Source organism: Streptomyces sp. 4F14 (assembly GCF_048159485.1).
Lineage (GTDB): Bacteria > Actinomycetota > Actinomycetes > Streptomycetales > Streptomycetaceae > Streptomyces.
In genome coordinates this window covers 285,012-297,068 of the sequence record NZ_JBLRVY010000012.1, presented here as the reverse complement: position 1 = coordinate 297,068, position 12,057 = coordinate 285,012, and the positions used below count along the sequence as shown (strand labels likewise).

Annotated in this window: 9 protein-coding genes; all 9 read right to left on the bottom strand. The window is 73.2% G+C overall.

Going from position 1 to position 12,057, the window contains the following annotated elements:
• Positions 1-90: 90 nt before the first annotated feature.
• Positions 91-3,462 (bottom strand): carboxylic acid reductase, encoded by a 3,372-nt coding sequence (gene car, locus ACLZOT_RS22860; RefSeq protein ID WP_416970872.1) that lies wholly within the window; start codon positions 3,460-3,462, stop codon positions 91-93.
• A gap of 47 nt (positions 3,463-3,509) precedes the next feature.
• The gene (locus ACLZOT_RS22855) at positions 3,510-4,712 is read right to left on the bottom strand and encodes a cytochrome P450 (protein ID WP_416970871.1); all 1,203 of its coding nucleotides are present in this window, start codon (positions 4,710-4,712) and stop codon (positions 3,510-3,512) included.
• A 56-nt stretch (positions 4,713-4,768) separates the two neighbouring features.
• A complete protein-coding gene (locus ACLZOT_RS22850; RefSeq protein WP_416970870.1) occupies positions 4,769-5,575 on the bottom strand; it encodes an oxidoreductase in 807 nt (268 codons plus the stop codon).
• Positions 5,576-5,601: 26 nt separating this feature from the next.
• Positions 5,602-6,813 (bottom strand): cytochrome P450, encoded by a 1,212-nt coding sequence (locus tag ACLZOT_RS22845; protein ID WP_416970869.1) that lies wholly within the window; start codon positions 6,811-6,813, stop codon positions 5,602-5,604.
• A gap of 64 nt (positions 6,814-6,877) precedes the next feature.
• Entirely contained in the window at positions 6,878-8,023 is a 1,146-nt protein-coding gene (locus tag ACLZOT_RS22840) for an acyltransferase family protein (RefSeq protein ID WP_416970868.1), read from the bottom strand.
• Positions 8,024-8,101: 78 nt separating this feature from the next.
• Positions 8,102-9,190, bottom strand: coding sequence for a 12-oxophytodienoate reductase (locus ACLZOT_RS22835; protein ID WP_416970867.1), 1,089 nt, complete (start codon positions 9,188-9,190; stop codon positions 8,102-8,104).
• A gap of 27 nt (positions 9,191-9,217) precedes the next feature.
• Positions 9,218-9,859, bottom strand: a complete 642-nt coding sequence (locus ACLZOT_RS22830; RefSeq protein ID WP_416970866.1) for an NADPH-dependent F420 reductase — start codon at positions 9,857-9,859, stop codon at positions 9,218-9,220.
• Between the two features lie 3 nt (positions 9,860-9,862).
• Positions 9,863-10,225 carry a nuclear transport factor 2 family protein gene (locus tag ACLZOT_RS22825; protein ID WP_416970865.1) on the bottom strand — a complete coding sequence of 121 codons (363 nt, stop codon included), beginning with the start codon at positions 10,223-10,225 and terminating at the stop codon, positions 9,863-9,865.
• Complete coding sequence (locus ACLZOT_RS22820) at positions 10,222-11,751, bottom strand: condensation domain-containing protein (protein ID WP_416970864.1); 1,530 nt, start codon at positions 11,749-11,751, stop codon at positions 10,222-10,224. The genes ACLZOT_RS22825 and ACLZOT_RS22820 overlap by 4 nt, the downstream gene beginning before the upstream one ends.
• Positions 11,752-12,057: the final 306 nt, after the last annotated feature.

Below are 12,057 nucleotides of genomic sequence, written 5' to 3'. Positions count from 1 at the left end.
GGCGGCCCACCTCGATTGGTCCGCTCATCGGTGTCCCTCCTCGGCCGTCGTCCGGTGCCTGGACCCGGCGGCCCACCCCGGTCGGTCCGCTCATCGGGGTGCCTCCTCGGCCGAAGCCCGCAGCAGCCCGAGGCCCCGCAGGTCGTCGACGTACTTGCGGACGAGGTCCGCCGACGCGTGGGGGACGTCTCTGCCGGCGTCCTTCATGGCCGCGTGGAAGCGCCCGGCGGACGGCGCCGGGTCCGCGGAGGGCCGCGCGAAGGCGGTCAGGAGGGGCAGCAGCGAGGCCCGGCGCAGGGGCTCGGGCAGGGCGCGCAACGCGGCCTCGAAGCGGGTCAGCCACGCGTCGTGGCCGTCGATCCGCCGCACCTCGCAGCCCGCCTCGACGAGCCAGTCGACGACGGTGTCGAGGCCGATGCCGTCGTCGTGCGGGTTCACCATGTGGAACGTGCGGTACCCGTCGGTGACGCCCGCGCCCAGCGTGGCCACGGCCTCGGCGCCGACGTCGACGGGCAGGCCGTCGTGACGGCCGGCGCCGAACGAGCCCGGCGCGATGCCGGTGACGGCGAGGCTCAGCAGGAGCCGGGTGAACAGGTCGGGCACGTTGAGCTGGCCCGCGTACCGGGTGTGCGCGAGCAGGACGCCGGACCGGAAGACGGTCACGGGCAGCCCGAACCGTTCGTGCGCCTCGCGCAGCAGGACCTCACCGGCCCACTTGGCGGCCGCGTACCCGTCGGCGTAGCCCCCTCCGGTGGGCCGCAGCGGGACGGCCGTACGGATGTCGGTGTCCTCGTCGGGCGCCTCGACGGCGATCGTCGACACGTAGGTGACCGGTTTGCGGCGGGCCGTCAGCGCGAGGCGGATCACCTCGGCCGTCCCGGCGACGTTCGGGCCGAACAGCTGACGGTAGGGCAGGACGTGGTTGACGAGGGCGCCCGCGTGGACGACGAGGTCCACCTCCCCGGCGAGCCGCTCCCACGTCCCCTCGTCCAGGCCGAGCCGGGGCTCGCCCAGGTCGCCCGCGACGACCTCCAGCGTGGAGCCCGCCAACTCCCGGTACCGGGCGAGGAGTTCGTCGTCCCCCGTGTCGTACGCCTCGGCCAGGCGCCGCGCCGGGTCCGCGCCCCGCACGACGCACACCAGCCGCCCGCCCACGGGCGCCAGCCGCTCCAGCCACTCCAGGCACAGGAACCGGCCCAGGTAGCCGTTGGCCCCGGTCAGCAGGACCGTGCGGACGTCGCCCGAAGGGCCCGGCAGCGCGGCGGCGGCCTCCAGAGCGGAGGCGTCGAGGAACTTCTCCAGCGTGAGGTCGCTCGCGCGCACCTCGGTGCCGTCCGTGCCGTGCACCGCCGCGTACGTCGCTCCGCGTGCGCCCGCCTCGATGTGCCGGGCCACCCCGGCGAGGTCGTTCGCGGCGCCGATGACGACACCGACGGGGACCTCGACGCCGAAGACGTCCTCCAGCAGGCGGGAGAAGGCGAGGGCGGACAGGGAGTCGCCGCCGAGGTCGGTGAAGTGGGCGCCGATGTCCGGGGCGGCGTCCGAGCGGCCCAGCAGCGCCTGCGCCGCCCGTACGACGGTCTCGGCCACCGGCCGGCCGGCGCCCGTGCGGCGCAGCTCGCGCAGGCGCCGGTCCTGGCCCTCGGCGAGCTCGGCGTACAGCTCTTCGAGGGCCGCGCCGTAGCGTTCCCTCAGCCGGGGGCGCAGGACCTTGTGGCTCTCGGTGTAGAGGCCGTTCTCGGGGCTGAACGGCTCGGTCTCGATGAGGAAGTCGCGCGGGATCTCGTACGGGTTGAGGCCGGCGTCCGCCGCGGCCCGCCGCAGCCCTTCGGCGAGCGCCGCCTTGAGGGACGCGGTGTCCTCGCCGTACCGGGACAGGGCCTGCGGGGTGGGGACGACCACCGCGAGGAGGTGGGCGCGCTCGCTGTTGCCGTACACGTAGATCTGGTGGACCGGCGGGGCGGCGAGGAACAGGGTCTCCAGGCGGGAGACGGCCACGAACTCGCCCTGCGACAGCTTCAGGGTGTCCTTGGTGCGGTCGACGTGGACGAGCCGGTCGGGGCCCAGTTCGGCGAAGACGTCGCCGGTGCGGTAGTAGCCGTCCGCGTCGAAGAGCTGCGCCGTCAGCTCCGGGCGCCGGTAGTAACCGGGCACCAGGGTCTGCGACTTGAGGAGGAGTTCGCCGCGCGGATACGGCAGGTCGGTGGTGTGGTAGCCGAGTTCGGGGACGTCGGCGAGCTTGTAGTCGATGACGGGCGGGCGCTGCACCACCGTGTCGAGCAGGACGCCGCCCGCCTCGGTGGAGCCGTACCCGGTGTAGAGGTGGACGCCGAGGCAGGACTCGACGAACGACGCCAGCTCCGGGGCGAGCGGGGCGGTCCCGCAGAACGCGTTGGCGACCCGCCCGCCGAGCACGTTCTCCCGCAGGTCCTTCAGGACGGCCGCCTCCACGTCGCCCGGCTCGCCCGAGCGGCGCTCCAGTTCGCCCCGGTAGCGCTGGAAGAGCATGTCGCAGATGCGCGGCACCATCGTCAGCTCCGTCGGCCGCACCAGCGCGATGTCGTCGAACAGGGCCGACAGGTCGCTCTGCGCCGTGAAGTAGCCGGTGCCGCCGCGCACCAGCGAGCCCATCAGCGCGTACCGCCCGGCGAGATGGCTGTGCGGCATGTACAGGACGCTCACCGGGGGCCGGTCCGCCGCCCCGTAGCTGAACCCGTACCAGGCGGTGCCCAGCAGCCGCTGCGTGTACATCGCCCCCTTGGGGGCGCCGGTCGAGCCGGACGTGTAGATCAACAGGGACAGCGGGTCCTCGCCCGCAGGCGCCGTGAACAGCGGGGCCGCCGGCAGCTCGCCGCCCCGCCCGGTCACCTCCGCCAGCGTCTCGACGACCACCGCGCTCCCCGCCTCGGCCAGCCGCCGCCGGGCCGCCGCGAGCGCCGCCCGCCGGCCGGGGTCCCCGGGGCGGTGGTCGAACACCGTCAGCCGCCGGACCGACGCCGCCCCGAGGACCAGGGCGACGGCCGTGTCCAGGTGCTCGGCGCTCACCGCGAAGGCGCTCGGCTCGGTCTCCGCGACGATCTCCGCCGACTGGCTCAGGGGCGCCCCGTGCTGGAGGGGCACGGGGACGACGCCCGCGTGGATCGACGCCAGGTCCAGCGTCGCGTGGTCGACGCTCGGGAAGCCGAGCGTGCACATCCGCTCACCCGGGCCCAGCGGATGCCCCGGGTCGTGGTGCCAGACGGCGGCGACCGCGCGGATCCGCGCCCACAGCTCGCGGTAGGTGACGGTGTCGAAGCGCGGCAGCAGCTCCCCCGTCGCCGGGTCCCTCGCCCGCTCGCCGAGGGCCGGGCGGTCCCCGTGGCTCTCCATGACGGCCGCCATCACCTCGGCGAGCGCCTGCCCCGGATCGACGGACGCCAGGACCTCGGCGAGCCCCCGGCCCGCGTCCCGTGGTTCGGCCATGGTCACAACTCCTGTGCTGTCTCGGTGTCTTGGCGGGAGCGGGGTGTTCACCAGGTGACCGGCAGCGCCGCCACACCCCGCACGAGGCGTTCGGTGCGCCAGGACAACTGGTCGGCGGGGACGGCGAGGCGCAGGTCCGGCAGACGCCGGGTCAGGACCTCCAGGACGACCCGCAGCTCCAGCCGGGCCAGCTGGGCGCCCAGGCAGTGGTGCAGACCGTGCCCGAAGGTGACGTGCGGGACGCGTTCGCGGTGGAAGTCGATCTCGTCGGGCCGCTCGAACACCTCGGCGTCGTGGTTGGCCATGCCCAGCTCGGCCACCACCGCGTCCCCGGCGCGGACGAGGGTCCCGCTCAGCTCCACGTCCTCGGTGGCGATCCGGGTGAACCCGGCGGTCGCGCTGTTCGGGATGAACCGCAGCAACTCCTCGACCGCCTTCGGGATCAGCGCCGGCTCGGCCCGCAGCCGGTCCCACAGCGCGGGCCGGGTCACCAGCGTGTACACGAAGTTGCCGATCTGGTTGGCCGTCGCCTCCTGCCCGGCGGACAGCAGACTGACCCCGAGGCCGATCAGCTCCTCCTCGGCGAGCGGCCCCTCCTCGTCCTCCGCGTCCCCGGCGACCAGCTCGCCGAGCAGGTCGTCGCTCGGGGTGACCCGGCGCTGCGCGACCAGCCCGGCGAGGTACGCGTCGAGCTGGGCGCGGGCCCGCGCCGCCTGCTCGGGGTCGGCCAGCATGAGCAGGCCGTCCACCCACTCCCCGAACCGGCTCCGGTCGGCGAGCGGGACCCCGAGCATCTCGCAGATCACCGTGATCGGCAGGGGCCAGGTCAGGGCCGTCGTCAGATCGGCCGGCGACCCGCTCGCCACCATCGCGTCGAGGAGTTCGTGCACGATCTCCTCGATGCGCGGCCGCAGCGCCTTGAGCCGGCGGACCGAGAACGCGTTCGTCACCCGGCGCCGCAGCCGGGTGTGGTCCGGCGGGTCCATGCTGAGCATCGAGGTGCTGGGCAGCCCGATCGCGACCGTGCGCGGCACATGGTCGCCGACGGCCGCCGCCCGGCTGAACCGGGGGTCGGCCAGCACCGTCCTGACGTCCGCGTGCCGCGTCACCAGCCAGCCGTCGCCGCCGAACGGCAGCCGCACCCGCAGCACCGGCTGCTCGCCGCACAGTTCCTTGAGCGTCGGGTCCAGGTCGAGGCGGGTGATCGGGCCGAAGGGGTAGGCCCGTACTTCTTCCCCTGCCGCAGTCATCGTGTGCGTCCCGTCCTTTGCGTGATGTCGTGAGGTGCCTGGGGTGGCGGCGCCGGTCAGGCGAGGCTCGCGGTCTTCCCGCCGTCGATGACGACGTTGCTGCCGGTGATCCACGCGGCGCGGGGCGAGACCAGGAAGCTCACCGCGTCGGCGACGTCCTGCGACCGGCCGAGGCGCCCGAGCGGGATCTCGGCCGCCCACTGCTTCGCGAGGTCGTCCAGGTCGGTACTGGCGGGGTCGCCGCCGAAGTACTCGACGATCTGGCCGCGCGCCGACTTCGAGGCCGGCGTGTCCACGTTGCCCAGGCACACGGAGACCACCCGGATCCCGTCCGGCGCCAGCTCGGTGGCCAGACCCTTGCTGTACGTCTCCAGGGCGGCGTTGGCTGCGGCGTAGTGGTAGAGCATCGGGTACGCCGCGATGGTCGCCGTCGTCGAGACGTGGACGACGCTCCCGCCGCCCGCCTCACGCATCGCGGGCACCAGCGCCGCGTTGAGCCGCACGGACGCGAGGAAGTTGACGTCCATCGTGTACTGCCAGTCCTTCTCCAGCTCCAGCACCGGCTGGAAGGAGCGGACGCCGCCCACGTTGTTGACGACGACGTCGACGCCGCCCAGCGTGTCCAGCGCGGCGTCCGCGAACGCGCGCACCCCGTCGGCCGTGCTCAGGTCGGCCCGGACGAACGTGACACCGGACGGCAGCCCCGCGTCCGGGTTGCGGGCGGATGTCACGACGGTGGCGCCCGCGTCGAGGAAGTTCCGTACGATCGCGGCGCCGATGCCGCGGCTGCCGCCGGTGACGACGGCCCGCTTGCCCGCCAGCTCCTGCGGCGGCGTCGGGGCGGGGCGGTCTTGGCTCGCCATGGGGTTCTCCTTGAAGGGTGTGTGCGCTACCAGACGACCGGCATGGTGCGCAGGCCGTGGACGATGTCGTTGAGCTTGAAGTCGGCCTGCTCCAGGGGCCTCGCGAGCCGTAGTCCCGGCAGGCGGCGGAGCAGGGTGGTCAGGGCGACCTGGAGTTCGACCTCGGCCAGCTGCTGGCCGATGCACTGGTGCGGGCCGAAGCCGAAGGCCAGGTTCGTGCGGGCCCGTCGGCCCAGGTCGAGGGTGTCGGGGCCGGGGAACACGCTCTCGTCGCGGTTGCCGGACGGCAGCGCGGCGACCACCCACTCGCCGGCCCGCACCTCGACGCCGCCCACGGTGACGTCCTCGGTGGCGTACCGGACCAGGCCGAACTGGATCACCGTCAGGTAGCGCAGCAGCTCCTTCACGGCCGGGCCGATCGTCTCCGGCCGCGCCCGCAGCGCGGCCGTCCGCTCCGGGTCCTCCAGCAGCACCGCCATGCCCAGCGTGATCATGTTGGCGGTCGTCTCGTGCCCGGCGACCAGCGTCAGCACGGCCAGCGTCGACAGTTCGGGCACGGTCAGCGGCCGGCCGCCGGCGTCGGCGCGGGCGATCAGCCGGCTCAGCATGTCGTCCTGCGGCACGGCGAGCCGCTTCTCGATCAGCTCCCCGAGGTGGTCCTCCAGCCGCCGGGTGGCCGCCGCGCGTGTGGCCTCGTCCGCCTCGAAGCTCGTCAGGATCTGGCTGTCGCGCTGGAAGGAGGTGTGGTCCTGGTAGGGCACGCCGAGCATCTCGCAGATCACCCGGGAGGGGATCGGCAGCGCGAAGTCCCGCACCAGGTCGGCGCCCCTCCCGGCGAGCATCGCGTCGGCGTGCTCGTCGGCGATCCGCTGGATGTACGGGCGCAGCGCCTCCACCCGCCGTCCGGTGAACTCGCCGATCATCAGCCGCCGCAGCCGCGCGTGCTCCTCGCCGTCCAGCTGGATCATGAAGCCCGGCAGCGGGTCGTGCCCGGCGTAGGACGGCAGCATGTGGTCGGAGCCGGCGGCGCGGGAACTCAGCCGGGGGTCGGCGAGCACGCCCCGGACGTCCTCGTAGCGGGTGACCAGCCAGGCGTCCATGCCGGCCGGGCAGCGCACCCGCGACACGGGCTCCTCGGCCCGCAGCCGGGCGTACTCCTCGTCCGGGTCGAAGGGGCACTTCTCCGGTCTCGTGACCGGGAAGTCGTGGATCGCGGGGGCGGGGCGGATGTCCGTCATGGGGAGCTCCGGGGCGATGTGTGTGGGGGCGCACGCGTGGGGGAGTGCGGGTCGGACTCGGGGCCTACGGCACGGCCGAGGGTTCGCGGATCTCGGCCGGCGGCTTCACCGGACGGGTCCTCTTCCGGCTGAAGCGCTGGACCGCGGGGCGTTCGACGGTCGTGTAGAGGGCCACGGCGAAGGCGAAGCTGAGGACCACGGTCAGCGCGATGTTCAGAGCCGTGTCCGTGGCGGAGCCGGTGTCGACGCCGTCGATGGCGCCGAGCGGCCCGTACTGGATGACGAGCCAGTGCACCATGTAGAAGGCGAACGAGATCTCCCCCAGCCACACCATGACCCGCCCGTTGAACGGTGTCCGCGCACCGCGGACGTCGGCGGCGGCGCAGGCGGCGATCGCCAGGGCGACCGGGAACGCGGTCATCCCGGCGGAGATCCGGAAGATGCCGGGCAGATACGCCTGGACCACCGTGCAGAGGGCCAGCAGGAGGAACGCCGGCGCCATGCCGAGGCGGATCCACCGCCCGCTCATCATGACCCGTGCCAGCAGGATGCCGAGGACGAACTCCAGCATCCTGGTGAAGGGGAAGCTGTAGACGAACCAGCTGTGCCACTCCGGGATCGTCGGGTCCCAGGAGGTGGAGGGGTTCCTCGGCAGCAGCAGGGCGACGAACGGGACGAGGACCGTACCCGTCGCGACCGCCCCCACCCACAGCCACAGCCGGTGCGGGCGGATCCGCCGGATGTACCGGATCAGGAACGGGAACGCGAGGTAGAAGACCACCTCGCAGCACAGGGACCAGACCGGCACGTTGATGCCGTCGAGCCCGCCGAGGGTGTCGAAGTGGGGAACCCACGGCTCGACCAGGAAGAACACCGGGACCGTGTTGACGGCCTTGAGGGTGACGCCCGCGGTGGCCATCAGCGCGAGGGTGACCGCGAACGTCACCCAGTGGTTCGGGAACACCTTCACCAGACGCCGGCGCCAGAAGCTCCGCGTGGTGTCCTCGGGGCTCGCGACCCAGGTGAGGACGAAGCCGCTGAGGGCGAAGAAGAACGACACCCCGACCGGCCCGATGGTCGTGAACACGGGCCACAGGCCGGGATACAGCCCCGTCACATGGGTGATCAGCACGGCCAGGGCCGCGACAGCCCGGGTGCCGGTCAGTGACGGCAGACGGCTGGGGCGGGCGGACCCCTGTGGCGTCTCCATAACGCGTCTCCTTGCGCTGGATCGGGAAGCCCGGAACGACATCCGGGACGCGGTACCGCCATCGGGTGGCGGCGGCCGTCAGGCGAGGGTCTGGAGGACCGACGGGTCGTAGGGCAGCGCCCGGGACAGTTCGCCGCGCAGGGCCAGGGCCGCCCAGTCCGGGTTGGCCAGCAGGGAGCGGCCGACGGCGACGAGGTCGAACTCCTCGCGCTCCAGGCGGGCCACCAGCTCCTCGATGCCGGTCACCGCGGAGGGGCCGGTGAAGCCGGACGTGAAGTCGCCCTCGCCGTACTGCCGTTGCATGCCGACCGAACCGACCGTCACGGCCGGCTTGCCGGTGAGCTTGCGCAGCCAGCCCGACAGGTTCAGGGAGCTGCCCTCGAACTCGCGCAGCCAGTAGCGGCGCGTCGAGCCGTGGAACACGTCGACACCGGCCTCGGCGAGCGGCGTCACCAGCCCCGCCAGTTCCTCGGGGCTCTCGGCGGTGCGGGCCTCGTAGTGGCCCACCTTCCACTGCGACAGCCGGAAGAACACCGGGAACCCGGGGCTGACGGCCGCACGGACCGCCTGGACGACCTCGGCGCCGAACCGGGCGCGGGAGGCCGGGTCGCCGCCGTAGCGGTCGGTGCGCCGGTTGGTGACGCTCCACAGGAAGTTGTCGATCAGGTAGCCGTGCGCGCCGTGCACCTCGACGCCGTCGAAGCCGAGGCGTTCGGCGGTGGCCGCGGCCCGCGCGTACGCGGTGATCGCGTCGTCGATGTCCCGCTGGGTCATCGGGCGGCCCAGCGGGGCGCCGTCCAGGCCGATGCCCGAGGGGACGTCGGCGGGCGGGCCGTCCAGGAGGCGGGCCGCGCCGGTGTGCCACAGCTGGGGGATGATCCGGCCGCCGGCCGCGTGGACCCTGCGCACGACGTGCTCCCAGCCCGCCAGGGCCTGTTCGCCGTAGAAGTGGGGCACGTTGTCGTAGGCGCCCGCCGCCGGGCGGTCGATGTACGTGCCCTCGGTGATGATCAGGCCGACCTGGTGCGCGGCCCGGCGGGCGTAGTACTCGGCGGCGTCCGGACCGGGGACACCGCCCGGGGACGCGGTCCTGGTCATGGGGGCCATCACGATCCGGTTGGGGAGCGTGAGGCCGCCCACCGTGAAGGGGTCGTCGAGACCGGCCACGGGAACTTCCTCTCGTCAGGGGGGTGGTCATGCGGTGGTGCGGGCCGCCTCCGCGAGGGCCTTCGCGACGCCCGCCGCGTCCGTGCGCAGGCCGTAGACGGGGGTGCCCGGCTGCTGGCGCCAGGACTCGTCGAGGCCGCCGGCGTCCACGGAGTCGAAGCCGAGGGCGTCGACGAGGGCGCGGACGGTCTCCTTCGCCCGCGGGTCGTCACCGGCGACCGGGAGGGCCTGACGGCCGGGGGTGCCGGGGGGAGCGGCCCGGTCCAGGAGGTCCTGGGCGTACGTTCCGTTGAACGCCTTGACCACGGGCCGGCCGAGCCGCTGCTCGGCCCACCTGCTCTCCGGGAGGCCGTTCTCCACGGCCGTGATCGTGCCGTCGCGCTCCGGGTAGTAGTTGCCGGTGTCGACGACGGCCACGCCCGGCGCCGCGTCCCTCAGGAGACCCTCCGGCAGCCTCGGCAGCGCCTTCAAAGGGACGGCCACCACGACGACCTCGGCGCCGCGAGCGACCTCGGACACCTCCACCGGGGTCGCGCCGGTCTCCTTCGCCAGCTCCGTCAGGGTGTGCGGGCCACGGGAGTTGGCCACGGACACCTCGTGGCCCAGGGCGGTGAGGCGCCGGGTCAGGTTGCCGCCGATACTGCCCGCGCCGATGATGCCGATCCGCACGGCTCAGTCCGTCGGCATCGAGTAGTGGAACTCCTCGATGCGGTCGATGAGGCCGCCCTCGAAGCGGAAGTACAGCAGCGCGTGGATCGCCTGGTGGGTGCCGTCCTTCAGGTCCAGGTGGAGCACGTGCTGCTGCAGGACCTCGTCCTCGTGCTCGAACTGGCGCAGGACGTCGTACCGCAGGGACGTCAGGTTCGTCACGAAGACACCGAACTGCTCCATCCGCTCGGCGATCGGCTGCTCCGCCGTGCTGTCGTTCTGCCAGACGACGGCCTTCTCGGTGCACATCGCCTGCGCGCCGGCGAAGTCGTACTTCTCCAGGACGCGCAGAAACGTGTTGATCTTGTCGATCCTCGGTCGGGTCATGGCGCTGCCTCTCTGTTCGTCGCTTCTTCTGTCAGGGAGAGCCACTCGGCCAGGAAGGCCCGCGCGGTGGCTTCCCGGAAGACGTTCGTGTCGTATTTGAGGAAGACCTTGTACGCGTCGCCCGACCGGTAGAACTCCATCGCCAGGGTGTATTCACCGGCGTACGGAAGGTCGTCGAAAGGGCGGAGGTCCAATTCGCCGGGGGCGGCCGCGGTGTTCTCGGTGAGGAGGTCGGCGCCCTCGAAGTTCTGGAAGAGGAAGTTCGTGATCACCAGGGGGGTTTCGGGTGTTCGCAGCGAATTCGCGATGTCCCTCGCCGGGAGGGCGCCGTGCTCGATCGCGGCGGCCATCTCGCGCTGCGCCGATCTCAGCAGCGCCGGGAAGTCCCCGGTGTCCGTGCAGCGCACCGGCAGGCAGTTCGCGAACTGGCCCACGACCTGCCGGAAGCGCGGGTCGTAGCGGGCGGCGGCCGTCAGGCCCAGCGTCGGGCCGGGCCGGCCGGTCAGGCGGTGCAGCAGGCGGACGTACGTCGCGAAGAACGCCGTGGCGGTGCTGACCCGGTGGAGTCGCGCCGTCCGGGTGAGGGCGGCGGTCAGCGCCGGGGAGAGGACGGTGGTCAGCACGGCCGCGTCCGGGAGGCGGGCCGGGTCGTACGGGTGGTCGTAGGGGAGCGGGAGCGGGGGCTGACGGTTCGTCAACTTGCCTTGCCAGTAGGCCCGGTGGCGCTGCGCCCGCGGGCTGCGCAGGAACGCCTCCTCCCACGCGACGAAGTCGCCGTACGTGGTGTCCGGCCGGGGGTGTTCGCCCCGGTACGCCTCCTTCAGCGTGCGGACCAGGATCGCGGTCGACGTGCCGTCCAGGAGGATGTGGTGGGCGGTGAGCAGGAGCAGGCGGCGGCCGTCGGGGAGGGTGAGGAGGTGGGTGCGGAGCAGGGGGCCGGACGTCAGGTCGAAGGGGGCGTTCACCAGGGCGCGCAGCTCGGCCAGTTGCTCCGCCCGGGACTCGGCCGTCAGCCGGTGTCTCTCGAACGACGGGGTCCTCGTCGGGGCGATGCTCATGTACGGGACGCCGGCCCGTTCCTCGAAACGCGCGCTCAGCACCGGGTGGATCCGCGTCTGCGCCGCGACCGCCCGCTCCAGCGCCCCCTCGTCCAGCGGGCCGTGGATCTCGAACAGCAGCGGCAGGTGGTAGGCCCGGGAGTCCGGCGAACGTGACTGGTCGCGGTACATGGTCAGTTGGCCCTGGGCGAGGGGCCAGGCCGTACGGGCGTCCAGGTGCCGGCGCAGGGCCTCGATCGAGGTGAGGTCCAGGAGGTCGGTGACGGGGACGTCGTGACCCAGCTCGGTGCGGAGCGCGGCGGCGAGCCGCAGGGCCAGGAGGGGGTGGCGGTCGGGACGGGGGAGCGGCGCCGAGGGGTCGATCCGGTCGGCGGGGACCCCCAGCACCGCCGCGGACCGGGTGAGCAGGAGGGCGGTGAGCGGGTCGGAGGGCGGGGGGCCGGGGTTCCTGGAGGAGGGTCCGCGCACGGTGGGCCTGCCGTTCTGGTCGGCTCGCTCTCTGTCGTACGAGCTGTGTCGGCGCGGAGGGCGCCGCCGGTCGGGTTCCGGTGAGCGCCATCGTGGACCGCGCCCTTGGCGGTTTCCTCCGCCGCCGGCTGGCGCCCCTCTTGTCGGCTCCTTTCGCTTCGCTTGCGCTCCCCGTCTCCGCACCGGGGGGCGGAATTCCGGGCCCGCGTCCGTCCCCCCGGCAGTACGCCCGGCGCGACCCGGTCCACCGGACCGGAGCCGGCCGGGAAATTCACCCCGGGAGACGTTTCACCGAACGTGTCCGCC

What these genes read in the sequence shown, in the direction of transcription:
- ACLZOT_RS22855 (WP_416970871.1), bottom strand. Translation starts at nt 4,712, where the DNA reads ATGACTGCGGCAGGGGAAGAAGTACGGGCCTACCCCTTCGGCCCGATC.
- ACLZOT_RS22850 (WP_416970870.1), bottom strand. Translation starts at nt 5,575, where the DNA reads ATGGCGAGCCAAGACCGCCCCGCCCCGACGCCGCCGCAGGAGCTGGCG.
- ACLZOT_RS22840 (WP_416970868.1), bottom strand. Translation starts at nt 8,023, where the DNA reads ATGGAGACGCCACAGGGGTCCGCCCGCCCCAGCCGTCTGCCGTCACTG.
- ACLZOT_RS22845 (WP_416970869.1), bottom strand. Translation starts at nt 6,813, where the DNA reads ATGACGGACATCCGCCCCGCCCCCGCGATCCACGACTTCCCGGTCACG.
- car (WP_416970872.1), bottom strand. Translation starts at nt 3,462, where the DNA reads ATGGCCGAACCACGGGACGCGGGCCGGGGGCTCGCCGAGGTCCTGGCG.
- ACLZOT_RS22825 (WP_416970865.1), bottom strand. Translation starts at nt 10,225, where the DNA reads ATGACCCGACCGAGGATCGACAAGATCAACACGTTTCTGCGCGTCCTG.